Raw genomic sequence first — 24,903 nt, forward strand, 5'->3', positions numbered from 1 at the left:
AAGTCTTTCTTAACTGCTGAATTGTAAGTATAACTAAAAAAAGAGTTCTAAATCATTGATTTAGAACTCTTTTTTTTAGCCTTTTATCATCAATAGACATAAGACCAAATAGTAAAAAGAAGAATCAAGGAAAAAAAGGTATGTTGACCAAAATAAGTATTGCTACTATACTTATTTCTAACTAGTTTTAGCGATAGAAAGGTGGGGTAAAATGATTTTAGTTGGAGCACTTGTAAATGGTTTGGCGGTTGTTCTTGGTGGCAGTTTAGGATTAATTTTAAATAAAGGATTATCTAAACGAATAAGTGCAGCTATTATGAATGGTTTAGCTCTTTGTGTATTATACATAGGTTTTAGTGGTGCGATGGCTGGAAAAAATATTATGATTACCATAGGTTCAATGGTAATTGGTGTGATTATTGGTGAAGGGCTGAATTTAGAGGAAAAGGTAAATCACCTAGGAAACTTAATGGAAACTAAATTTCAAACAAAAGATGATACAGTATCCATTTCTAAAGGTTTTGTAACAGCCAGTTTATTAGTATGTGTAGGGGCAATGTCAATTGTAGGAGCATTACAAAGCGGACTAACAGGTAATCATGAAACCTTATTTGCTAAATCGCTGATTGATGCCATAGCAGCGCTTGTGTTGGCTTCTAGCTTAGGTGTAGGTGTTTTACTGGCAGGAGGTTTAGTGCTGATCTATGAAGGAAGTATCTCTTTGCTAGCTAGTGTAGTAGCTCCTTTGTTAACAGAAAGTGTGATTAATGAAATGACGTGTGTGGGATCTCTTTTGATAATCGGTCTAGCATTAAATATGTTGAAAATTACAGACTTGAAAATTATGAACTATGCTCCAGCAGCATTTATTCCAATCATTTTTGGATTGTTTTATTAATCGAATTAACGAATTGTAAAAAGAATTAATTGTGTTAGTGTTGCTTCATTACCGCTAATATAGTATATTTAAAGACGTAATTTAATAGCAAGATAGAGGCGCAGTTTTTAAGAGTACAGTTATTGTGAAGGCACAAGCGGATAACTGGAAAGGAGAAATTGCCGAAGTTTAGAGTATTGCCAAGTACTTTATGCTGGGGTTAAGTATAATATGCTTAACACTGTCGTGAATTTCAATAAGAAATTTTCGGAGGGCTATCAACAAAAGGGTTAATGGGACATTACATATGGAACTATTTTAGCGCCTTGAGTTGTATAGCACTCAAGGTGTTTTTTTGTGCGCACAAATAGAGAGGGAGTTTAAAATGAAAAAGAAGGTTATCATTGGTTTATTTATTAGTGCATTTATTTTATTTTTAGTAAATGGAGAGTTTCGAGAGTCAACAAGCTCCACAGTCAATTTTGGATGGTTTTCTCTGGTACCTCCAGTAGTATCTATTATTTTAGCTTTTATCTCAAAAGACGTGATCATTTCGTTGTTTTTGGGTATTTTTGCAGGAGGTTTTGTCTTGCATTTAGCAGACGGCTCAATTTTTTACGCTTTTGTTCAATCTTTTTTAAGTATAATCGACTACACATTGAATTCATTAGCTGATCCTTGGAATGCAGGAATTATCTTACAAGTGTTAACAATTGGTGGATTGATTGCGCTGATGACAAAAATGGGAGGGGCTAAAGCAGTTGCAAATGCACTATCTAAAAAAGCTAAAGGTCCTATCAGTACCCAAGTTATTACTTGGATTTTAGGCATTTTGCTGTTTTTTGATGACTATGCAAACTCATTGATCGTTGGACCGGTCATGCGTCCAGTAACAGATGAAAAGAAAGTTTCGCGTGAAAAGTTGTCTTTTATTGTTGATGCTACAGCAGCTCCTATTGCGGGTATCGCATTGATCTCTACTTGGGTTGGTTATGAAGTAGGATTGATTAAAGATGGATATGAAGCTATTGGACAAGAAGTCAACGCATATAGTATTTTTGTTGAAACGATTCCTTATCGATTTTATAACATTTTAATGCTTTTATTTGTACTGTGTACAGCTGTCATGTTAAAAGAATTTGGTCCGATGTTGACAGCTGAAAGAAGAGCGAGAAAATACGATGAAAACAATCTAGAAGAACTAAATCCTAGTGCTTCTAATTCTAGTGAAATTGATGAGATGGAGCCTGTTGAGGGTGTACATTTAAGCATTTGGAATGCGATTGTTCCAATCGGTACTTTGATCGTTGTTGCTATAATCGGGTTTTATCTTAATGGATACAATGGCATTTTAGCAGGAGACAATACAACATTGATCAACTTGTTAAAAGAAAGTCCGTATTCATTTACTGCAATTCAAGAGGCTTTTGGAGCCTCTGATGCGAGTATTGTATTGTTTCAAGCCGCTTTATTAGCAAGTCTTGTAGCGATGGCTATGGGCGTGTATCAAAAGACATTTACTTGGGGAAAAGCAGTTGAAACATGGATAAATGGAATGAAATCACTTATTATCACTGGAGCGATTTTATTGCTTGCATGGTCATTAAGTGAAATCATAACTGATCTAGGGACTGCTCAATTCTTGGTTTCATTATTGTCAGATTCTATGCCTGCCTTTTTATTGCCGTCTGTTATTTTTGTGTTAGGCTCAATTATTTCTTTTGCAACTGGAACATCTTATGGAACGATGGGGATCTTAATGCCACTAGCGATACCGCTAGCAGCAGCGCTGTCTCCAGATCCTGGGTTTATTGTTATGTCAGCAGGGGCTGTATTGACAGGAGCGATTTTTGGAGACCACTGTTCTCCAATCTCAGATACAACGATTCTCTCTTCGATGGGAGCAGGTGTGAATCATATGGAGCATGTGAAGACACAATTGCCTTATGCACTTGTAGTTGGTGTAATTACTGTTCTCTTTGGTTTTCTTCCTGTTGGTTTAGGAATGCCAATATGGATCGTACTTCCAGTTTCAATGATCGTCATTATCTTAGTTGTTTATTTCTTTGGTAAGTCTGTTGAAGAAAAAAACACAGAAAAGGTATAAACTAGTGATTCTTACTAGAAAAAGATTTTCGCGGATATGCTATAATTAAGTATAAAAAGAAGTAGGAGTTCTTGCTTTCAGTCAATTGTCTAATGGTTTCTTTTGAAACGAAAGTAGAAATGAGGGAGCAACAATGACAGATAAACGAAAGAAATCTGTCTTAATAGCTGTTGTTGTAATGTTATTTATTGCTTGGAATTTTCTTATGATTCCGCTATTTTTATATGGCTCATTTGGTAGCGATGCTCTTTTAGAACTTACTCCTATCGGGAAAGTTATTAACCTATTGCTGACTGCTTGGATAGTTCTCTTGGTTCCAAACTTTCCGCTGATTGGCATACTCGTTTCTTTAATCAGAGAACAAATGAAAAAAACGTATTACCATCTAGGTGCATTTATTGGTATTGTGATAGGCAGTATCTTTTTCTTTCAAGGCAACAGTATAATAGCGTTGATTCTAACTGAAGTAAGTGGTCTATTTTCGCTTGGATTGCTGATAAGCCAGCTGTTTTCAAAAAGAAATCAGAAACTACCTTCAGCCAATAAAAAAAATCAATAACTTGAACAAAATAAGAGACTCTTCGTCAAATGGTATTGTATAAAAGAAAATAACATTTCTTCTGGAATAGACGAATTTGCTTGTGGAGATTCATGGAATCCTTCGCATGGATAAAAGCGAAACCTATTCCTCCAGAATTTTCGTGCCCTTAATTTAACTAAGCTATCAACACTAAAAAGTATAGAGCAAAAAAAGAATCCAAATTACTGGATTCTTTTTTTCGTTCAATAAATCATTAGTCGTTTCTTCTCCCACTGAATAATAAAACTAATCTGAGCACTTGTAAGAAAGAAGCGATGGCTGCTGCAACGTAAGTAAGCGCTGCGGCACTTAAGACTTTCTTAGCTTGTGGAACCTCAGTAACATTTAAAATCTGTTGATCTCTCAAAATAGAAATCGCTCGGTTAGAAGCATTGAATTCTACTGGCAATGTGACCAATTGGAAAATCAATGTTACAGAAAAGAAAATGATTCCTAAGTTGATTAGCGTTTGGTTATAACCAAAAATAACGCCTAATAAAATCATGGGAAAAGAGATTTTTTGTCCAAAATTGGTTGCTGGAACCAAAGCACTTCTTAGTTTTAATGGAAGATAATTTTTTTGATCTTGGATAGCATGCCCTACTTCATGAGCAGCAACACCAATAGCTGCAACAGATTGGGAGTTACGTGTAGCATCTGAAAGACGTAAAATGTCTGTACTTGAATCATAATGATCTGTTAAATCGCCTCTAACAGCTTCGATTTTCACGTGTTGCAATCCTGCATTATCTAAAATAAGACGTGAAACTTCAGTGGCAGTATATCCTTTTGAATTATTTACGTGACTGTATTTTTCATACGTGCTTTTGACGAAAGAGCTGGCAATTCCAGACAGTATAACGCCAATAATGATTAAAATGTAAGTTTGGTCAAAGAAAAACATATCGGTTTCCACCTTTCTACTTCCTTTTGATTAGTATAACATAAGCAATGAATACCATATATGAAGATTTTCGTAATTTTATTAACAAAACAAATTCTAAAAAGAACAATCGGTAAACTCATATACTTTGCTTAAAAAAACAGCAAAAGTTATAATCAGATTTATAGAGAGAGTCTAAAATTTCTTGTCTCAATAATGCTTTTACTCAGAGAGGATGGATGGAAAATGGAAAGAAAGCAGCAGCTTAAAGAAGCTTTTTTTGCTCAAGATGAAGAAACTATTTTAAAAAAAATGGAAACGACCCAAAAAGGGCTCACATCGAGTGAAGCGGAAAAGCGCATCGCTGAATATGGGCCAAATGAATTGAATCAAGGAAAATCGAAGAGTATATTCGTCAAATTTCTTGAACAGTTTAAAGATTTTATGATTATTGTCTTACTAGCTGCAGCACTCATTTCAGCTGTTTTTGGAGATGTTACAGATGCTATTATTATTTTAGTAGTTGTTGTTTTAAATGCTGTACTTGGTGTTTATCAAGAAGCAAAAGCAGAAGAAGCTATTGATGCTTTAAAAAAAATGTCTTCTCCGGAAGCAAGAGTTAAACGAGATGGCAACGTTGTTTCTTTGAAAAGTGATCAACTAGTTCCAGGGGACATAATATTATTAGAAGCAGGAGATGTAGTAGCTGCTGATGTGCGATTGATCGAAATTGCTTCACTTAAAATAGAAGAGTCCGCACTAACGGGTGAATCTGAAGCAGTAACAAAAGATATTGCAGTGATCACAGATGAAAAAGTAGGCATTGGTGATCGAGTCAATATGGCTTTCATGAATAGTAATGTTACTTATGGACGTGGAGAAGGAATTGTTGTAGGAACCGGCATGAATACAGAAGTAGGTAAAATTGCAGATATGCTGGCAACTTCTGAAGAAACTATGACACCTTTACAAGAAAATTTAAATCGCTTAGGAAAATACTTAACGATTGCAATTTTAGTTGTTGCTGTAGTGATGTTTGTTGTAGGTATGTACAATGGACGTGAATGGCTAGATATGTTGTTGACATCGATTTCTTTAGCCGTTGCAGCTATACCAGAAGGATTACCAGCAATCGTAACGATTATATTAGCGCTAGGAACGCAAAAAATGGCAAAACGCAAAGCATTGATTCGAAATTTACCAGCAGTTGAAACATTAGGCAGTACAGATATTATTTGCACAGATAAGACGGGAACACTGACCATGAATAAAATGACGATTGAAAAAGTTTATGTTAATGGAGCAATTCAATTGGTTGGTGCTGAGATTGATTTACAAACTCCAGTTGTTCGAGTGATGACGTATAGCAATGATACACAGATTGCAAATGATGGAACATTGATTGGTGATCCAACGGAAACAGCTATGGTTCAATATGCTATAAACAAAGGAATGAACGTTAAAGAAGAATTGGCCAAAGAACCGCGAGTGGCTGAAGTTCCTTTTGAGTCCGATCGTAAACTGATGTCAACGATCCATCAGCTGCCAGATGGGAAGTTTTTCGTTGGGACCAAAGGAGCACCGGATGAACTGCTGAAAAGATGTACGCAAATAGATAATAATGGGAAGATAGAGTCACTAGATGAAAAAACTAAAAAAATCCTATTAGATACAAACCATGATTTAGCTACTCAAGCTTTAAGAGTCTTGGCAATGGCATACAAAATTGTGGACCAAGTCCCAACGGATATAACCACACAAGGAGTCGAGCAAGACTTAATTTTTGCTGGTATGATTGGTATGATTGATCCGGAAAGGGCCGAAGCAAAAGATGCCGTTAAAGTTGCCAGAGAAGCTGGAATTCGCCCTGTAATGATTACAGGAGACCATAGAGATACAGCAGAAGCTATTGCACGTCGTTTAGGTATTCTAGAAGCAGACCAAAAGGGTGGTGTACTAACGGGAGCTGAATTAGATCAAATTGATGATAAGGATTTTGCCACTAAGGTAAAAGATTATTCCGTATACGCTAGGGTTTCTCCAGAACATAAAGTTCGTATTGTTAAAGCATGGCAAAAGGCTGGTAAGATAGTAGCTATGACTGGTGATGGTGTCAACGATGCACCAGCCCTTAAAACAGCTGATATAGGTATTGGAATGGGAATCACCGGTACAGAAGTTTCAAAAGGCGCAAGTGATATGGTTTTAGCAGATGACAACTTTTCAACGATTGTTGTTTCAGTAGAAGAAGGGCGTAAAGTATTTTCAAATATTCAAAAAGCCATTCAATTTCTATTATCAGCTAACTTAGGCGAAGTGCTTACGTTATTTATTGCAACTTTACTAGGTTGGAATATTTTAGCTCCAGTTCATATTTTGTGGATCAATCTTGTGACCGATACTTTTCCAGCGATTGCACTAGGTTTAGAACCAGCAGAAGCAGACGCGATGAAAAAACCGCCAAGAGGAAGAAAAGCAACGTTCTTTTCAAATGGCGTTTTACCCAGCTTGATTTATCAAGGGATTTTTGAAGGCGGAATTACGTTATTTGTTTATTGGTGGGCAACGCACAACCCAGCACATCCAAATGATTTAAACTTAGTCCATGCAGATGCCTTGACTATGGCGTTTGCTACATTAGGCCTACTTCAATTATTCCATGCATTCAATGTGAAATCTATCAAGAAATCATTGTTTACAGTGGGCTTTTTCAAAAACAAAACGTTTAACTTAGCTATTTTATTATCAGCCGCATTACTAAGTGTAGTTATTTTAATACCTGGGCTAAATGATGCATTTAGTGTATCCCAATTAAATGTTGAACAATGGTTACTGGTATTTGGAGCAGCCGTTTCAATTATTCCATTAGTGGAAATAGTGAAGTTCTTTATGCGAAGGTTCTCTAAGAATAAAAATTGATGAAAGAGAATAAACTAAATAGAAAAAAGCATTCCTGATTTTAGGGATGCTTTTTTTAGAAAGATGACATACTATTTAAAAAATAAATTGTGCTTGCAAAAAATGCGTGTTATTATTTTTGAATAGCAAGTACTCGCTTTTTTTAAATGAATTTTAAGATCTAATCGGATTATTAAAGAAAAGAGGTTGATGCTTATGGAAAAACTATGGTTTCCACCTTTACAGGAAGAAGATCCATTGATAACAGAAAAAATAAAATATAGTATTGCTTTTCTATTCTCTCTTATGCTAGTTGGACTAGCTCTTCACTTCAATACACTTGAAGAAATTTGGCAGGGAAGTCTTAAAATCCTTATTTCTCCGGCTAATCTAGTAACGGATTATTTCAAACTAGCAAATGTTGGCGCGGCATTTATTAATGCGGCTTTGATGATCATAAAAAGTCTGTTCATTATCCGGTCAACGAAAGTATCGTTATCGGGTCCCTTGTTTGCTGCTATCTTCACGATAGCAGGATTCTCTTTATTTGGTAAAAATTTGTTTAATTCTATTCCAATTATTGTTGGAGTATTATTGTATGCTAAATTGACTCGTACACCATTTAAAAATTATTTATTATCTGCTTTATACGGTACTGCTTTAGGGCCATTAGTGAGTGAAGTAGCATTCAATAGCGGATTTTCGTTTTTCACAGGGATTTTTTTAGGATGTACAGCAGGCGTTATTGTGGGACTGATTTTGCCACCATTATCACGTCATTTTGCTAGTTTTCATAAAGGATTTAGTCTTTATAATATTGGATTTACTGCTGGAATTATTGGTATGGCTTTTATTGCATTTTTTAGAGCCTATGGTATAGAAGTAGATACGGTTTATTTAGTATCAAATGGTTATAATCAACCTTTATCCATTTATCTTTATAGTTTGTTTATTTTATTATTTAGTGGCGGAATTTATCTTAATGGCGGTTCGTTTTCGGGGTACTCTAATTTTTTGAATGAAGATGGAAGAGGCGGACCTGATTTTATGGAACGCCATGGATTAGGACTAACCTTGTTAAATATGGCTTTGTTAGGTGTGCTAACCACTACCTTTGTGTTAATAGTAAGAGGAGAATTAAATGGACCAGTTATTGGAGGAATATTTACAGTAGTTGGTTTTGGAGCTTTTGGAAAACACGTGAAAAACGTTTTTCCTATTCTTTTAGGAGTATTGCTTGTAGGCTGGTTAACATCCACTGAATTATCGAGTACTAGTTTTTTACTTACTGCATTATTTGGAACAACTTTAGCCCCTGTTAGCGGACATTATGGAGTGATTGCTGGAATTTTAGCAGGCAGTTTGCATATGGTTATCGTAACGAATATAAGTTATTTGCATGCAGGTATGAATCTTTATAACAATGGTTTTTCAGGAGGGTTTACAGCAGCTATAATCGTTCCTTTATTAGAAGTCGTTTTCTTCCATAAAAATAACCGGAAAAATAAAGAACTGATAAAGCCTATAATCAATACTGAACCTGTTGAAGACCTGGAAAAGACAAAAAATAGTCCGGAATAGTACAATGAAAATAATAATTTTTTGTTTATCATTTTTCAAGATAAGGCATTATATCAAAAGGTTTTTCCTATATGAAGAGGTAAGTTTTCAATGTAATTGGCTGGATGTTATTTTTTCGCTTGATTTCCTTACAAAAGTAAAGTAATATTTATTAGTCACTAAAAATCTGAGGAAAATCCTCAATTTTAGGGTAGTCACTTTGGAATGGGCTACTTGAGACCTTTAATCTTATGATGGATCTGCTTTCTTATTAAGAGAGCAAAAAAAGGGAGGATTATTATGACAAATCTTTATATTGGTATTGTATTAGTATTATTCGTTGCAATACTAGTGGGATTCTGGCAATTACAAAAGAGACACATCAAATTTTCAACACGTGTTTTTATTGCTTTAGGATCAGGTGTTTTATTCGGAGCTGTTTTACAATTGATATTCGGTTCAAGCAGTGAAGTAACAACAAAATCTATTGAGTGGATCAGTATAGTCGGTACAGGCTATGTTAAATTTTTACAAATGCTGATCATGCCGTTGATTTTTGTATCCATTGTAGGAGCTTTTACAAAAATTGAAGGGTCTAAAGACCTTGGTAAAATTAGTTTTAACGTACTAGCAACCTTGCTTGCTACCACAGCGATAGCTGCCTTAATAGGGATAGCTAGTGTGATGGTGTTTAACCTAGACGGAGCAGAATTTAGTCAAGGTGCTGTTGAAACTGCACGTATTGCAGAATTAAGTGAAAGAGAAGCACAAGTAGCGGATCTAAGTATCCCAGAACAAATTTTAGAATTTATTCCAGTTAATTTCTTTGCTGATTTATCGAATGCTCGTTCTACAAGTACAATTGCTGTGGTTATTTTCTCTGCTTTTGTGGGAGTAGCTTATTTAGGAGTTCATCGTAAAGATAAAGAAGCCGGCGAATTTTTTGCAAAGATCATTCATAGTTTATATGCTATTGTGATGCGTATTGTTACGTTGGTATTGCGTTTAACACCTTATGGGATCTTCGCATTAATGACTAAAGCATTAGCAACAAGTGATTTTAATGCATTAGTTAATCTAGGTGTTTTTGTCATTGCTTCATACGCAGCAATTATTGTGATGTTTTTAATTCATATGCTCATTTTACTTGGGTTAAAAGTTAGCCCAATCCAATATTTGAAAAAATCTTTTACAGTATTGAGTTTTGCATTTACTGCACGTTCTAGTGCGGGTGCATTACCATTGAATATCGAAACACAAACAAAAGCTTTAGGTGTAGATGAAGCTTCTGCAAACTTCTCTGGAACATTTGGTTTATCTATCGGACAAAACGGATGTGCTGGAATTTATCCAGCAATGTTGGCTGCTATCGTAGCTCCAGCTGCAGGAATAGATATTTTTAGCCCAGCTTATATTCTTACAATCATGGCTGTTGTTACGATCAGTTCATTTGGTGTTGCAGGTGTAGGTGGCGGAGCAACATTTGCTGCTTTAATTGTCTTAGGATCATTAAACTTACCTGTAGCAATTGTTGGATTAGTTATTTCTGTTGAACCAATTATTGATATGGCTCGTACATTGTTGAATGTAAATGACAGTATGATTGCTGGTATCGTATCATCTAAACGATTAAAAACATTCAATGAAGAAATTTTCAATGATGACTCTGCAGTTGTAAAGTCTGATATCTAAACTAAAAAATGAAGTAAAAAAAGACTGAGACAGCAGTTTCAGCAATTCAAAAAAACGTTCATTGCATTTTTTGCAGTGAACGTTTTTTTGTTTATTTAAAGGTATAAAGCTGATTTTCTGGACTAAACATCCTTGATAAAAAGAAGAATGCGAATTAACTTCAAGGTTAAAAAACAATATTTTATCTAATTTGTCGACCAACTGGTATACTAATGAAAAGACCCAAAGAGGTGTTTGAAGATGAAAAAGGAATTATTTGCATTAGGAGATGTACATGGGCAAATTTCTTTATTTAAAAAGATGCTGACCAATTGGAATGAAGATACACAACAGCTGCTTTTAATTGGAGATCTAGGAGATCGTGGCGAAAATCCAAAAGAATGTCTGCTGTTGGCGAAAATATTGGTAGAAGAAAAGGGAGCCATTTATTTAAAAGGCAATCATGAAGAGATGTTGCTTAATTTTATGAATGACCCTGAAAGAAATTATGAACTTTACTGTTTAAATGGCGGGATGAAGACACTTGAAACTTTTTTGCATCCAGGTTTAGATGCTGAATATTCTCCGACAGAGATCGGAATGTTTCTGGCTAGTCGCTACCCCGCATTAAAACCATTTCTTGAAACACTGCCCCTTTATTATGAATGGGGAGATTTTTTGTTTGTGCATGCTGGAGTCGATTTGTCTAAGCGTGACTGGCGTCAAACATCTGATGAGGATTATGTCTGGATTCGAGACTCTTTTCATAAAGAGAAAAATAATACTGGGAAGATAATTGTATTTGGACACACGATCACGCCAGCTTTATACGGTGATAATCATACAACTGATCTGTGGATAAAAGATAATAAAATCGGCATAGATGGAGGAGCTGTATATGGAGGCGCGCTTCATGGAGTTTTATTCAATGAGACAAATTTAGTGAAAGATATTAAAATAGATAATATTGGATATGTTTGGGATGGAAGAGTATAAGTCAAAAATAATCAGTTAATCAAAGGAGAGATAAAATGATTCTGTTTGAAAATGTTTCTAAAGAATATGAAAAAGGAAAAGCGGTTGTTTCAGAACTGGATTTGGAAATAAAGGATGGCGAGTTTTTTGTGCTGATTGGACCAAGCGGCAGCGGAAAGACAACCACACTAAAAATGATCAATCGATTGATTCCATTGACTGAAGGGTTTATTCGAATAAACGACAAACCAATTAGCGATTACAATTTGCAAGAGTTACGATGGAATATTGGGTATGTGCTCCAACAAATTGCTTTATTTCCTAATATGACAGTTGAAGAAAATATTACGGTCGTACCGGAAATGAAGAAGTGGTCTAAAGCTGAAATGCAACAAAGAGTCACAGAGTTGCTTGCCAGTGTCGGTTTAGATCCAGATACTTATCGCAACCGTAAAACAGCTGAATTATCAGGTGGAGAGCAACAAAGAGTCGGAGTAGTACGGGCGTTAGCAGCCAACCCTGACATTATTTTAATGGATGAGCCTTTTAGTGCGTTGGATCCGATCAGTAAAAGTAATTTACAGCGAGATGTGGCCAAATTACAAAAAAAATTAAATAAGACGATTGTTTTTGTCACACATGATATGCAAGAAGCTTTAGCTTTGGGAGACCGTATCTGCTTGATGAACAAAGGGAAAATCGAACAAATAGGAACTCCGGATGAAATCCGAAGCCATCCTAAAAATGATTTTGTTCGCAACTTTTTACAAACAGGTACGATCGCTCTTAAAGAAGACCAAACAATCCAACAGGTGATAGCAGCTGGACTATTCGAACCGCTTGAAGTAACTGATGAAATTGGATTTTACTTAGTTCCTGAAGATACTATTGATGCCTTGATCGTTGCTTTAGCTGAAAAAGAATTTGTCATCATCAAAGGAAATGAAGAAAATGTGATCGGTAGAATTACGAAGCAACAGTTACTGACCTATTTGGCTCAAGAAATTTCTGTCGAACAAGAAAGTGTGGTGAAATAGAATGAGTGCATTTATTGCCACTTTACAAGAACGTAAAGGTGAATTATTAACGGCCTTGATCGAACACATGCAATTATCGTTTATTTCATTGTTTATAGCGGTTATTATAGCGATTCCATTAGCAATTTACTTAACCAGACATAAAAAACTGGCAGCCGTCATGATCCAAATCACCTCAATATTTCAAACTATCCCATCTCTTGCTCTTTTAGGATTGATGATTCCATTAGTAGGAATAGGTTCTGTGCCGGCCGTTATAGCATTAGTGATTTATGCCTTACTGCCTATTCTAAGAAATGCCTACACAGGATTAAATGAAATTGACCCTTCACTAAACGAAGCGGCGGATGCAATGGGGATGAGTCGTTGGAGGAAACTAATCAAAGTTCAGATTCCAATCGCTATGCCAATCATTATGGCTGGGATTCGCAATGCCATGGTGTTGATCATTGGAACCGGAACGATTGCGGCTCTAATTGGTGCGGGTGGTTTAGGAAGTCTTATTTTATTAGGGATCGATCGTGGAAACAATCATTTGATTTTATTAGGTGCTATTCCAGCGGCCTTATTAGCTATTTTATTTGATTATCTTCTAAGCTTATTTGAAAAAATCTCGTTTAAGAAAACGGTTATCACATTAGGGATTCTTAGTGTACTTATTTTAGGTTTGTTGATTGCTCCATTATTGACAAAAGACAAAGAAGAACTGATTATAGCTGGTAAATTAGGCGCAGAACCTGAAATTATTATGAATATGTACAAATATTTGATTGAAGACCAAACGGATGTAGAGGTTACTCTAGAACCTAATATGGGGAAAACAACATTTGTATTTAACGCATTAGAATCAGGCGATATCGATGTTTATACAGAGTATACCGGAACGATCTTAGCTACTTTTTTAAATGAAGAAATTACATCTTCAGATGAACAAGAAGTTTTCCAACAAGCAAAAGAAGGGTTAGCTGAACAATATGATATGTCTTTATTAGAACCTATGGCATTCAATAATACGTATACGCTTGCGGTCACGAAAGAACTAGCAGAAGAGTATCAACTTGAAACCATATCTGATTTAATTCCTATTGCGGATGAGATCAAAGCTGGTTTTACATTAGAATTTTCTGATCGTCAAGATGGTTACTTAGGGATTCAAGATTTATACGGCCTAACTTTTGGGGAAGTCCAAACAATGGAACCTAAACTCCGTTATACAGCGATTGAAACAGGAGACATCAATTTAGTAGATGCGTATTCAACCGATAGTGAACTTGCTCAGTATGACTTGGTTGTTTTGGAAGACGATCGCGGTTTGTTTCCACCTTACCAAGGAGCTCCATTGATGTTGAACGAGACAATAGAGGATTTTCCAGAAGTTGAAAACAGTTTAAATCAGCTATCTGGTAAAATTACAGATGCTGAAATGCGAGAAATGAATTTTGCAGTTAATGTGACGGGGAAAAGTGCAAGTGAAGTGGCACAGCAATTCTTAACTGAAAATGGTTTGCTAGCCGAATAAAAATAGGAGTGAACGAATCATTTAAACAAGATGCAATAAAGGAGAATAGTATGAAAATTGGGGTGCTATCAGATTTACACATTGATACCAATAGAAAGAAACTAAAAGAAAATGAAACCTATGCAGAAATACTCATAAAGCAGATCAAGCATCAAAAAATTGACGTGTTATTGCTAGCCGGGGATATCAGTAGTGATTACTTAGAATCGCAAAAGTTCTTAGATGAGGTAACGCAAAAAAGCGGTATTCCTATTCTATTTGTTCCAGGCAATCATGATTTCTGGTCAATAAAAAATGGTGAGACTGACACTAAAAAAATCTATCAATTCTTTAAAAATCAGCCAAACAATTTAGTGGATCAACCCTATATTCTAAATGATGACTGGGCCATTGTGGGAAATCCCGGATGGTATGATTATGGGTATGGAGACCAAAGCAAATATACTGAAGAAGAGTTTAATGAAATGAAATTAAGATTTGGCGTGTGGCAAGATAAGCGCTATGTTCATTGGGGAAAAGAAAATAAACAGGTGGCTCAATGGATGCTGGGTCAGTTAGAGTCAGACCTTCAGTCCGTTGGAGAGAGAAAAATTATCTTGATGACGCATGTGGTCACCCATCCTAGATTTGTGGTTCCGTTGCCGCATAAAATTTATGATTATTTTAATGCTTTTCTAGGAAGCTCTTCTTATGAAAAGCTCTACCAAAAATACCCGATAGCTTACAGCGTTATGGGACATGTTCATTTCAGAAAAACGTTAGTCGATAACCAAATCAATTACATTTGTGCTTGCTTAGGAGGATCAAAACATTGGTTGACCAAAGATCCAGAAGCAGAAATCGTAAATGCACTTCTTACGTTTCATTTGCCAGAATAAAAAAGATAGGCGAAAAGGATAAAAACCTTTTGCCTATCTTTTTTTATTGTACATGCTCTTACCTATATTTAAGAGTGAGTTGGTTAGCCTCTTATGTTTATGGTAAAATAACTAAGTAAAGTGGAACGAGAGAGGAAGAAATAAATGACTGAAACAAATGAAACGATTGTCTTAGACTTATTAAAAAACGAATTGAAAAGTTACTCTAAAAAGCAATTAACAACTGTGTTAGATTTATTAGCTGAAGGGAATACAGTCCCTTTTATAGCTCGTTACCGGAAAGAAATGACGGGGACGTTGGATGAAGTTCAAATACGCGAAATAGAAGAGCGTCACAGCTATTTGACCAATCTAGAAAAACGTAAAAATGACGTGTTAAGAAGCATTGAAGACCAAGGGAAGTTAACATCTGAACTTGAAGGGAAAATCAAAAAAGCAGCAAAAATGCAATTAGTGGAAGATCTGTATCGTCCATTTAAACAAAAACGTCGTACAAAAGCAACGATAGCAAAAGAAAGCGGCTTGGAACCCTTAGCGCAATGGTTGCTGACTTTTCCAACAGAAGACATAATTGCTGAAGCAGAGAAGTATGTGAGTGACGAAAATCAAGTTGCAACAAGTGCAGATGCATTAGCTGGTGCTCATGAAATTCTTGCTGAACTTATCGGAGACGAACCAAAATACCGTACGTGGATCCGCGAGTACAGTTCTAAAAACGGAGCGATTACAGCTAAAGTCAAAAATGCTGATAAAGATGAAAAAGGGACTTTTGAGATGTATTACGACTATAGTGAACCCTTGTCAAAAGTTGCCTCACACCGTATTTTGGCTATGAATCGCGGCGAAAAAGAAGATATTTTGAAAGTTTCTTTTGATCTGGATGAAAGAAGGATCCATGATTATTTAGAAAAGCAATTGATTGAACAACCGCAATCAACAGCTGCTCCTTTTATAACAGCAGCATATGAAGACAGCTACAAACGGTTTATCGGACCATCGATCGAACGTGAGATCCGTGCCGAATTAACGGAAACAGCTGGAGAACAAGCCATTCATATTTTTGGTGAAAATTTACGTAATTTATTATTGCAAGCTCCTTTAAAAGGTAAAATTGTTTTAGGCTTAGATCCAGCTTATCGTACAGGTTGTAAGTTAGCGGTCATTGACCCTACAGGGAAAGTATTAGCTATTGATGTGATCTATCCGCATAAACCAGCAGGTGCAGCTGCACGTGCTGAAGCAGCTGATAAATTCAAACAGTTGGTTGAGTCTTATGAAGTTGAAATGATCGCGATAGGAAATGGAACAGCTAGTCGTGAATCTGAAACATTCGTTGCTGAAAACTTAAAAGAACTAGATCGACAAGTCTTTTATGTCATTGTCAATGAAGCAGGGGCATCCGTTTATTCAGCAAGTAAAACGGCTAGAGAAGAATTTCCGGATTTACAGGTTGAACAAAGAAGTGCAGTTAGTATCGCTCGACGATTGCAAGATCCATTAGCCGAACTTGTAAAAATCGACCCTAAATCAGTTGGTGTAGGTCAATATCAACACGATGTTTCTCAAAAACGCTTAGAAGAACGCCTTGATTTTGTAGTAGAAACGGCGGTTAACCAAGTGGGTGTCAATGTGAACACTGCAAGTGCACCTTTATTGCAGCATGTTGCCGGTCTAAATAAAACAACAGCAACGAATGTCGTAGCTTACCGTGAAGAAAATGGCCGATTTGCAAGTCGTGCTCAATTGAAAAAAGTTTCTCGTTTAGGCCCTAAAGCGTATGAACAAGCGGTTGGATTCTTACGGATCATCGATGGGAAAAATGTATTGGACAATACAGGTATTCATCCTGAAACGTATAAAGAAGCTAAAGAAATTCTTGAATTAGCTGAACTTTCATTGGCGAAAGTTGGCAGTATGGAAGCCAAGAAGGCGTTAGAAAAATTAGATTTAGCGCTGCTGGCAGAACAAGTTGGCTTAGGAAAAGAAACCGTAAAAGATATGGTGCAAGCTTTATCACAACCTGGTCGCGATTTGCGAGATGAATTGTCTGCTCCATTGTTACGCACAGATGTCTTAAGTATGGAAGACTTAGTGCCAGGTATGGAATTAGAAGGAACCGTTAGAAACGTAGTCGATTTTGGTGCATTTGTGGATATAGGGGTCAAACAAGATGGAATGGTCCATATCTCTAAATTAAGCAAAGGTTATATCCAACATCCGACAAATGTCGTTTCAGTTGGAGATGTCGTGACCGTTTGGGTCGATGATGTAGATTTGAAAAAAGGGCGCATTGCGTTAACGATGTTAAAACCAAAAGAATAAAAAAATACGAAAAAAGTGAAGAATTCGGGACATTTTCCCAAACTCTTCGCTTTTTGTTTAATGTCTTTTAGTTGTCGAATAGTTTGTAAACTTGTAAAATAAGCTATAAGTTAATCTAAGGAAAAGTAAAAAGGAAACGGACTTACTAAAAAAGGAAGAACAAAAATGAATCAAGCAGAATTACAGCAATTGGTGCAAGAAACGTCATTAGCGTATTTTGGATTACCCTTCAAACACCAAGCCGTATTTAATCGTCGTTTGCGGACTACTGGAGGGCGTTATCATTTAACGTCCCATAATTTAGATTTTAATCCACTCATTCTAGAGACTTTTGGATCAGAAGAATTTTTAGGCGTTATTAAACATGAGCTTTGTCACTATCATTTGCATTTAACGAACCAAGGGTTTCAGCACAAAGATAAGGAATTTAAACAATTATTAAAAGAAGTTGGCGGATCAAGATTTGTAAAGTCGTTAAGTAAATCTAAACCAGCTAAGAGCTTAGTGCTTTACCAATGCCAAGGATGTTCTCAGTTGATTTATCGGCAGCGCAGAGTCAATACCGAAAAGTATGTGTGTGGTCAGTGTAAAGGAAAGTTGATGTACATTGGGATAAGGAACGAAACAGTGAACCTTAAGGGGTGAAAATAATGAATCAAGAACAAATGATCCGGCAAAAAATAGCATTTATCTTTCCATCTTATGCTAGTCCAATAAAAAAACAAAATGCTATTGATGAAACAGAAAAAATATTTCGAACGTTAGCTGGCAAATTAGCCGAACAAAAAAAAGGCTGGTTGACAGTAAATGGATTTAGCAATAGGAAAACAGATTTTACAACGGAACCGCCTGTTTTAGTCAGTAAAGAAGGGGAAATTTTTCCACTTTGGAAAATGGTATTGGACGTTGAAATGGATTGGCTGAAAAAGAACATAAAAACGGTATCTGTGCTTGATTATGGTGCACTGGGAGATGGAAGAACAGATTGCACCTTAGCATTTAAAAAAGCTGTTTCTTCAGGTTACAGACGTGTGATTGTGCCCCCAGGTAACTATGTGGTAAAAGGAATCAGACTCCCTTCTCATACCGAACTGATCGGCAGCGGGCCGAATCAAACCGTTCTGACCTTGCATAAAAAAGCGCCTAAAAAAACACGATTGATCACCAACCAACACCATGTAAAAGGTAACCACCATATTCGAATTGAAGGAATGACTCTGGACTGGAATAGTGCTAGGCTGAGCAGCACAGAAAAAACAGCGAGCGGCGGAACTTATTCCAGCGGCATTACTTTAGCCCAAGTTAAATATGGCATAGTTCGAAACGTGAACGTCATTGATCCTGGATTGCACGGAATCGATGTCACATCTCCTATGTACAATTATTTTGGCGATGGTCTTAGAGCAAAAGGCGGCAGTCAATTTGTCTGGCTAGATGGCATTGAGACGAGCGGATTTGGCGACGATGGCATAACGACGCATCACAGCGATCATATCTTTATATCTAATTCTTATGCGCATCATCCCAGCGGCCGTGCTCACAAAAAAGGTTATTCAAATTCTAATGGCATCGAAATAGATGATGGTTCACAACATGTTACTCTGGCAAATAACTTCACTGCTTTTTGCTTTGGCGGAATAGAAATAAAAGCGCATCAAACCAGTTCGGCAGCATCAGACGTACAAATCATTGGTCATTATTCCAGACAAGATAATCGTTCCTATAACTTTAGGCACATTGGTCATCATCAAGGAGAAGATGAGTATTCTGTTTCGGCATTTGGCATCCGAGCAACATTTCTTGCAGCAGACTGCCCTCAAAAAACGGATCTCTATGCAGCTTCAACGCCAAGAGCACTCGTTGTATCTGCTTATCAAAAAGTAGCCATCAATCATTTTTTTGCTTTAACAAAGATAGATGAATCTTCAGATAAAATTGCATTATCTATTCAATACCGAGCGGGGGAAGTAGCTGTAAGACATATTGAACTGAAAAATTATGAGCGTTCAATCAAGCCGATTCGCATAGGAAAAGAAACTGGACGAGTCCAAATAGATCAATTGGAATAATCGGCTAAGCACACCGATGAAACTACCCTATTTTTCATGGTTTTATGTTATGATTAACGGGAATAAATAAGAGATAGGGGAAGAGTAATGAATACTATTTATCCAGATGACAGTTGGGCATTACACACTGATCTATACCAAATCAATATGATGAAAACGTATTGGGAGTTAGGAAAAGCAGACACTCATGCGGTTTTTGAATCGTATTACAGAAGTAATCCCTTTGACAGCGGCTATGCTATTTTCGCTGGTTTAGAGCGTGTTGTGCACTACATTCAAAGTTTGAAGTTTACAAAAAGCGATATCGATTATTTGAGAAGTTTAGATACTTACCCGGAGGCATTTTTAGAATATCTGAAGAATTTTAAATTTAGAGGAACGATTCGTTCGATGGTAGAAGGGGAAGTGGTATTTGCTGGAGAACCCTTACTACAAGTTGAAGGGCCTTTAGCCGATTGTCAATTAGTTGAGACAGCAATCTTGAACATACTTAATTACCAAACGCTTATCGCTACTAAGGCATCTGCAATCAAGGCAATCGTAAAAGATGAACCTGTCTTAGAGTTTGGAACAAGGAGAGCTCAAGAGATGGATGCAGCTATTTGGGGAACAAGAGCAGCTTATATTGGCGGATGTGATGCAACCAGTAATACGCGTGCGGGCAAAATCTTTGGCATTCCGGTCAGCGGAACACATGCTCATTCATTAGTCCAAGTCTACCGAAATGATTACGATGCTTTCATGGCTTATGGAACAACGCATAAAGACTGTGTCTTTTTAGTAGATACTTATGACACATTAAAATCTGGTGTGCCTAATGCTATTCGAGTAGCAAAAGAACTTGGCAATAAGATTAACTTCCAAGGCGTTCGTATCGACAGCGGCGATATGGCTTACATTTCAAAACGTGTACGTCAACAGCTTGATGATGCAGGTTTCACTGAAGCCAAAATATATGCATCTAATGATTTAGATGATAAAACGATTTTAAACTTGAAAATGCAAGGTGCTAGAATCGATGTATGGGGCGTGGGAACAAAATTAATCACAGCTTACGACCAACCGGCTCTTGGAGCAGTGTATAAATTAGTTTCCATTGAAGATGAACAAGGAAACATGGTAGACACATTGAAGCTTTCCAGCAATGCTGAAAAAGTTTCAACACCAGGTAAAAAACAAGTTTGGCGCATCACCAAAAATGATGATGGGAAATCTGAAGGAGATTACATTACGCTCTGGGAAGAAAGACCCGATCAAAAAGAAGAATTGTTTATGTTTCATCCTGTGCACACGTATATCAATAAAACGGTCAAGAATTTTAGTGCTAGACCGCTCTTAAAAGAAATTTTTGTTGACGGTACTTTGGTTTATGATTTGCCAAAATTACCAGAGATCAAAGCTTATGCAGAAATCAGTTTAGGTATGCTTTGGGAAGAATATAAGCGCAGTTTAAATCCTGAGGCTTATCCCGTCGATTTATCGCAAGCGGCTTATGACCATAAGATCAAATCGATTGAAAAAGTACGCGATGAAGTAAATAGTTTGGCTAAATAAGTAATCAAAAAAAGAATCGAAGTTGGATTCTTTTTTTTGAAAACAGAATTATTAGAGCCCTAAAAAAAACTATGCTATACTACATTTAACCACTAAATGAAGAAAAGAGGATAAGAAATATGACTGAATTAAGAAACCAAATCATAAAAGCAATGCAAGTCAAACCATCTATTGATCCAAAAGAAGAAATACGTAAAAGTGTCGATTTTTTAAAAGCGTATTTAAAAAAACATTCCTTTTTAAAAACGCTGGTATTAGGGATCAGTGGAGGCCAAGATTCTACCTTAGTCGGTAAATTAGGCCAAATAGCTGTGAATGAATTGCGTGAAGAAACAGGAGATATTTCTTATCAGTTTATTGCAATACGTCTTCCTTATGGAGAACAAGCAGATGAAAAAGATGCTATGGATGCCATTGAGTTTATTGGTGCAGACAAGGTAGTGAAAGTAAATGTAAAACCTGGAGTGGATGCAACAGTACAAACACTGGAAGAATCAGGTACTCCAATCAAAGATTTTGTTAAAGGAAATATTAAAGCTCGTCAACGCATGATCATCCAATATGCAATAGCTGGAAGCAACAATGGAGCAGTATTAGGAACCGATCATTCTGCAGAATCAATTACTGGATTTTACACAAAATTCGGAGACGGCGGAACGGATATCAATCCTATATTTAGATTAAACAAACGTCAAGGAAAAGCCTTATTAAAAGAATTAGGAGCTCCTAAACATTTGTATGAAAAAGTTCCAACGGCTGATTTAGAAGAAGACAAACCTTCTTTACCAGATGAAATGGCGTTAGGTGTAACGTATGATCAAATTGATGATTACCTAGAAGGAAAAGAAATTGCTGAAGCAGCAGCTCAAACTATTGAGAGTTGGTATGTGAAAACAGAACATAAACGCCATTTGCCGATTACGATTTTTGATGATTTTTGGAAATAACAGTACTTGTAATAAAAGGAAATAAAACACTAAAAGGCTGGAAAATTTATTCCAGCTTTTTTCTGTTACTAGGTAGCATTAGATTTAAGTGATTGTACATTTAGAATGAGAGGTGAAAACAGTGGAAATGGAAAAATTGTCACTTGTCATTCCTTGTTATAACGAGGAACAGACGATTCCCCTTTTTTTTGATGCAGTTGAAAAGATACAGTCACTATTAGAGAATACAACTATTGAATATATCTTTGTCAATGATGGTTCAAAGGATCATACGTTGACTATTTTACGCGAAATGGTTCAACAACATCCAACGACCATTAGATATCTGTCTTTTTCGCGAAACTTTGGCAAAGAAGCTGCTTTATATGCTGGCTTAGAACATGCTACAGGAGATTATGTAGCAGTGATGGATGTTGACTTACAAGATCCACCTGAATTGCTGCCTCAAATGCTTCGTCTGATACGTGAAGAAGCATACGATTGTGTAGGGACAAGGAGAGTGAGCCGAAAAGGCGAACCGCCGCTCCGTTCTTTTTTAGCAAAAGAGTTTTATCGAATCATGAATCGCATTTCTGCAGTTGAATTTGTAGACGGTGCGCGAGATTATCGGTTAATGACTCGTCAAATGGTTGAGGCTATTCTTTCTATGACTGAGGTAAATCGTTTTTCGAAAGGGATTTTTAGTTGGGTAGGCTTTGACACCAAATATTTAGAGTTTGAAAATAAAGAACGATCCGCAGGTAAATCTACGTGGTCTATTTGGACATTATTTAAATATTCATTAGATGCCATTGTGGATTTTTCAGATATTCCGTTGGCAATAGCTTCTTTTGTAGGACTTTTTTCGTTTGTTGCAGCTGTTTTCTTTATGATCGTGATTGTTATCCGAACGGTTTTATTTGATGATCCTACAGCAGGTTGGCCATCATTAGTAACCATAATATTAGCTATTGGAGGGTTGCAGCTATTTTGTTTAGGGATCGTTGGGAAATATTTAGGAAAAACATATTTAGAAACGAAGAAAAGACCTATTTATATTTTAAAAGAAACAGATAACAATCAAAAAAACGAAAAGAAACAAAAGAAAGTTCTTTAATAAAGGTGAATGAAAATGAGAAAAATAAAGAAGAAAAAAAAATGGGCATTTTCATATAAGGCTCAAACGATTTTAACAGGTTGCTTGAAAACGATTCTGGTTGGGCTGATAATGTCAATCGCAGGGAATTTTTTACTGCAATTTTTTCAAAACCAATACAGCTTTTCCTTAGCAATGAATTTTGCTTTCAATTGGCATACAGAATTATTTTTATTCGGAGCGTTTTTACTATTTGTTTTGTACATATGGATGACGTCTCTTTTCGGATCTCGCTGGTTGAGTGCTCTTATCTTGCTTTTAGGTGTACTAGTGATTGGCGTTACAACACAACAGAAAATGGCGTTACGTGGAGAACCATTGTACCCTTCTGATTTTTCGATGATTCGAGAATTGCCTTTTTTGATTCGTATGATTGATAGCAAACTTATTTTAGCAATGGGTATTTTTTTACTTTGTGTAGTAAGTATAGCTGTCTTTATTTTAGTTAGAAAAAAAAGAAAGTACCAATGGGAAAGACCAGTACAAACTAAAGCAAGTTGGCTAATAAGAGGAAGTACATTTCTAGTAGCTAGTTTCATTCTTTTTTACAGTTCTTGTTTTAATCAAACAGGGAATGTATTTAAGGCTGCTTATGATCGGTATGCTTACTGGATTCCTTATAGTCAGCAAATGAATTATTACAACAATGGATTTATCGGAGGGTTTCTATACAATCTTGGTATAAACGCTATGACAAAACCAATAAATTATTCAAAACAACAAGTGGCGGATATTGTTCACAAATATGAAGAAAAAGCTGCAGAGATAAATGAAAGTAGGAAGGCTGCATTAAATGATGTAAATATTATTTATATGATGAATGAAAGTTTTTCAGATCCTTTAGATCTTGAAGGAATAACCCTTTCAAAAGATCCTATTCCCAAGATCCGCGAGTTAGAAAAAACAACTTTAAGCGGAAAAATTCTATCACAAGGGTATGGAGGCGGAACAGCCAATATTGAATTTGAAGCATTAACTGGATTATCAATGGAACCAATGGCAGCTAGTTTAACAACACCATATACACAATTGGTTTCTAGAATGAGTAAATTGCCTTCTATTGTGTCTTATTTGAACCAACAAAATTATGCTACGTCTGCTATCCATCCGTACAATACAACCATGTACAAACGCAAGGAAGTGTATCAAAAGCTTGGATTTAAAACATTTCTAAATGAAACAAATATGGAGTTTGTCGAAAAGAATGATCGAAATCCGTATATTTCAGACCAGTCAGCCTATCAAGAAGTTTTAAAACAAATGAAACACACAAAAGAATCTGATTTTATCCACTTGGTAAGTATGCAAAATCATATGAGTTATAGTGGTAAATACCCAAATACAGATTTTTCAACGCAAGGAACAGGGAACGCTAAAGAAGCTGCTAATTATCTACAAGACTTAGAATATAGTGATGATGCATTAGATGATTTTTTAACAACTATCGAACAATTACCGGAAAAAACGATCGTGGTTTTTTGGGGAGATCATTTGCCTAGTTTTTACAGTGAGAGCATTGTAGAAACCAATGGAAGTTTAAAGATGCATCAGACTCCGCTGATTATCTATTCTAATTTTGCGGGAAACGAGGGTACATTAGGAACAATCAGTCCTATTTATTTCATGAATCATATTTTAACTATTGCAAATGCACAGGTTACTCCTTTTTACGCATTTTTAATGGAATTAGAAGAAGGGTTACCGGCTTTTGAAAAAGGACTATATCTTGAAAATAATACAGAAACAATCATTACTGAACGGAAAGATCTTTTAAAAGAAACTCAAGATTTACTAAATGTATACGATATGATTCAATACGATGTAACAGTAGGAGAAAATTATAGCCAAGTACTTAATTTTTTTGAAAATTGAGTGCTTGTTTTTTACTTGT

The 24,903-nt window shown here is 36.1% G+C and carries 18 protein-coding genes and 1 riboswitch; of the genes, 17 read left to right on the forward strand and 1 reads right to left on the reverse strand.

Annotation, left to right across the window (positions count from 1 at the left end):
• Positions 1 to 211: 211 nt before the first annotated feature.
• From BLT48_RS10420 to BLT48_RS10430, 3 genes are all read left to right on the forward strand, one after another.
• Positions 212 to 898, forward strand: a complete 687-nt coding sequence (locus BLT48_RS10420) for a DUF554 domain-containing protein (protein WP_089977778.1) — start codon at positions 212 to 214, stop codon at positions 896 to 898.
• A gap of 85 nt (positions 899 to 983) precedes the next feature.
• Positions 984 to 1,163: riboswitch (Lysine riboswitch) on the forward strand.
• Positions 1,164 to 1,262: 99 nt separating this feature from the next.
• Complete coding sequence (locus BLT48_RS10425; protein WP_089977781.1) at positions 1,263 to 2,984, forward strand: Na+/H+ antiporter NhaC family protein; 1,722 nt, start codon at positions 1,263 to 1,265, stop codon at positions 2,982 to 2,984.
• Positions 2,985 to 3,117: 133 nt separating this feature from the next.
• Positions 3,118 to 3,543, forward strand: a complete 426-nt coding sequence (locus tag BLT48_RS10430) for a hypothetical protein (RefSeq protein WP_089977784.1) — start codon at positions 3,118 to 3,120, stop codon at positions 3,541 to 3,543.
• Positions 3,544 to 3,778: 235 nt separating this feature from the next.
• Here BLT48_RS10430 and BLT48_RS10435 read toward each other — a convergent pair whose 3' ends face one another.
• Complete coding sequence (locus BLT48_RS10435) at positions 3,779 to 4,468, reverse strand: zinc metallopeptidase (protein WP_035024051.1); 690 nt, start codon at positions 4,466 to 4,468, stop codon at positions 3,779 to 3,781.
• A gap of 225 nt (positions 4,469 to 4,693) precedes the next feature.
• Here BLT48_RS10435 and BLT48_RS10440 point away from each other — a divergent pair, with 225 nt between their 5' ends.
• From BLT48_RS10440 to BLT48_RS10505, 14 genes are all read left to right on the forward strand, one after another.
• On the forward strand, positions 4,694 to 7,366 hold the full coding sequence (locus BLT48_RS10440; RefSeq protein ID WP_089977787.1) for a cation-translocating P-type ATPase: 2,673 nt from the start codon (positions 4,694 to 4,696) through the stop codon (positions 7,364 to 7,366).
• Positions 7,367 to 7,561: 195 nt separating this feature from the next.
• A complete protein-coding gene (locus BLT48_RS10445) occupies positions 7,562 to 8,926 on the forward strand; it encodes a DUF1576 domain-containing protein (protein ID WP_226776735.1) in 1,365 nt (454 codons plus the stop codon).
• A 279-nt stretch (positions 8,927 to 9,205) separates the two neighbouring features.
• Positions 9,206 to 10,597 carry an L-cystine transporter gene (locus BLT48_RS10450; RefSeq protein ID WP_089977793.1) on the forward strand — a complete coding sequence of 464 codons (1,392 nt, stop codon included), beginning with the start codon at positions 9,206 to 9,208 and terminating at the stop codon, positions 10,595 to 10,597.
• A 240-nt stretch (positions 10,598 to 10,837) separates the two neighbouring features.
• Positions 10,838 to 11,572, forward strand: a complete 735-nt coding sequence (locus BLT48_RS10455) for a metallophosphoesterase (protein WP_034538156.1) — start codon at positions 10,838 to 10,840, stop codon at positions 11,570 to 11,572.
• A 35-nt stretch (positions 11,573 to 11,607) separates the two neighbouring features.
• Positions 11,608 to 12,588 carry an ABC transporter ATP-binding protein gene (locus BLT48_RS10460; RefSeq protein WP_034538157.1) on the forward strand — a complete coding sequence of 327 codons (981 nt, stop codon included), beginning with the start codon at positions 11,608 to 11,610 and terminating at the stop codon, positions 12,586 to 12,588.
• A gap of 1 nt (position 12,589) precedes the next feature.
• On the forward strand, positions 12,590 to 14,107 hold the full coding sequence (locus BLT48_RS10465; RefSeq protein WP_023176777.1) for an ABC transporter permease/substrate-binding protein: 1,518 nt from the start codon (positions 12,590 to 12,592) through the stop codon (positions 14,105 to 14,107).
• A gap of 50 nt (positions 14,108 to 14,157) precedes the next feature.
• Complete coding sequence (locus tag BLT48_RS10470) at positions 14,158 to 14,985, forward strand: metallophosphoesterase (protein ID WP_035021353.1); 828 nt, start codon at positions 14,158 to 14,160, stop codon at positions 14,983 to 14,985.
• Positions 14,986 to 15,129: 144 nt separating this feature from the next.
• Positions 15,130 to 17,307: a Tex family protein gene (locus BLT48_RS10475; RefSeq protein ID WP_035021355.1), complete on the forward strand. Its 2,178-nt coding sequence runs from the start codon at positions 15,130 to 15,132 to the stop codon at positions 17,305 to 17,307.
• Positions 17,308 to 17,472: 165 nt separating this feature from the next.
• The gene (locus tag BLT48_RS10480) at positions 17,473 to 17,952 is read left to right on the forward strand and encodes a SprT family protein (RefSeq protein ID WP_023176783.1); all 480 of its coding nucleotides are present in this window, start codon (positions 17,473 to 17,475) and stop codon (positions 17,950 to 17,952) included.
• 5 nt (positions 17,953 to 17,957) lie between these two features.
• A complete protein-coding gene (locus BLT48_RS10485; RefSeq protein WP_035021357.1) occupies positions 17,958 to 19,376 on the forward strand; it encodes a glycosyl hydrolase family 28-related protein in 1,419 nt (472 codons plus the stop codon).
• An 87-nt stretch (positions 19,377 to 19,463) separates the two neighbouring features.
• A complete protein-coding gene (locus BLT48_RS10490) occupies positions 19,464 to 20,930 on the forward strand; it encodes a nicotinate phosphoribosyltransferase (RefSeq protein ID WP_034538167.1) in 1,467 nt (488 codons plus the stop codon).
• A gap of 119 nt (positions 20,931 to 21,049) precedes the next feature.
• The gene (nadE, locus tag BLT48_RS10495; RefSeq protein WP_035021361.1) at positions 21,050 to 21,877 is read left to right on the forward strand and encodes an NAD(+) synthase; all 828 of its coding nucleotides are present in this window, start codon (positions 21,050 to 21,052) and stop codon (positions 21,875 to 21,877) included.
• Positions 21,878 to 22,004: 127 nt separating this feature from the next.
• Positions 22,005 to 22,973: a glycosyltransferase family 2 protein gene (locus BLT48_RS10500; RefSeq protein ID WP_034538795.1), complete on the forward strand. Its 969-nt coding sequence runs from the start codon at positions 22,005 to 22,007 to the stop codon at positions 22,971 to 22,973.
• 9 nt (positions 22,974 to 22,982) lie between these two features.
• The gene (locus BLT48_RS10505) at positions 22,983 to 24,884 is read left to right on the forward strand and encodes an LTA synthase family protein (RefSeq protein ID WP_035021362.1); all 1,902 of its coding nucleotides are present in this window, start codon (positions 22,983 to 22,985) and stop codon (positions 24,882 to 24,884) included.
• The last annotated feature ends 19 nt before the right edge of the window (positions 24,885 to 24,903 follow it).

Source organism: Carnobacterium viridans (genome assembly GCF_900102725.1).
GTDB classification, from domain to species: Bacteria; Bacillota; Bacilli; order Lactobacillales; family Carnobacteriaceae; genus Carnobacterium_B; species Carnobacterium_B viridans.

Bases quoted from the DNA above. Each gene is read 5' to 3' on its own strand.
- BLT48_RS10475 (WP_035021355.1), top strand. From the start codon at position 15,130: ATGACTGAAACAAATGAAACGATTGTCTTAGACTTATTAAAAAACGAA.
- BLT48_RS10455 (WP_034538156.1), top strand. From the start codon at position 10,838: ATGAAAAAGGAATTATTTGCATTAGGAGATGTACATGGGCAAATTTCT.
- BLT48_RS10450 (WP_089977793.1), top strand. From the start codon at position 9,206: ATGACAAATCTTTATATTGGTATTGTATTAGTATTATTCGTTGCAATA.
- BLT48_RS10440 (WP_089977787.1), top strand. From the start codon at position 4,694: ATGGAAAGAAAGCAGCAGCTTAAAGAAGCTTTTTTTGCTCAAGATGAA.
- BLT48_RS10480 (WP_023176783.1), top strand. From the start codon at position 17,473: ATGAATCAAGCAGAATTACAGCAATTGGTGCAAGAAACGTCATTAGCG.
- BLT48_RS10470 (WP_035021353.1), top strand. From the start codon at position 14,158: ATGAAAATTGGGGTGCTATCAGATTTACACATTGATACCAATAGAAAG.
- BLT48_RS10465 (WP_023176777.1), top strand. From the start codon at position 12,590: ATGAGTGCATTTATTGCCACTTTACAAGAACGTAAAGGTGAATTATTA.
- BLT48_RS10445 (WP_226776735.1), top strand. From the start codon at position 7,562: ATGGAAAAACTATGGTTTCCACCTTTACAGGAAGAAGATCCATTGATA.
- BLT48_RS10460 (WP_034538157.1), top strand. From the start codon at position 11,608: ATGATTCTGTTTGAAAATGTTTCTAAAGAATATGAAAAAGGAAAAGCG.
- BLT48_RS10420 (WP_089977778.1), top strand. From the start codon at position 212: ATGATTTTAGTTGGAGCACTTGTAAATGGTTTGGCGGTTGTTCTTGGT.
- BLT48_RS10425 (WP_089977781.1), top strand. From the start codon at position 1,263: ATGAAAAAGAAGGTTATCATTGGTTTATTTATTAGTGCATTTATTTTA.
- BLT48_RS10505 (WP_035021362.1), top strand. From the start codon at position 22,983: ATGAAAATGAGAAAAATAAAGAAGAAAAAAAAATGGGCATTTTCATAT.
- BLT48_RS10430 (WP_089977784.1), top strand. From the start codon at position 3,118: ATGACAGATAAACGAAAGAAATCTGTCTTAATAGCTGTTGTTGTAATG.
- BLT48_RS10435 (WP_035024051.1), bottom strand. From the start codon at position 4,468: ATGTTTTTCTTTGACCAAACTTACATTTTAATCATTATTGGCGTTATA.
- BLT48_RS10500 (WP_034538795.1), top strand. From the start codon at position 22,005: ATGGAAAAATTGTCACTTGTCATTCCTTGTTATAACGAGGAACAGACG.
- BLT48_RS10485 (WP_035021357.1), top strand. From the start codon at position 17,958: ATGAATCAAGAACAAATGATCCGGCAAAAAATAGCATTTATCTTTCCA.
- nadE (WP_035021361.1), top strand. From the start codon at position 21,050: ATGACTGAATTAAGAAACCAAATCATAAAAGCAATGCAAGTCAAACCA.
- BLT48_RS10490 (WP_034538167.1), top strand. From the start codon at position 19,464: ATGAATACTATTTATCCAGATGACAGTTGGGCATTACACACTGATCTA.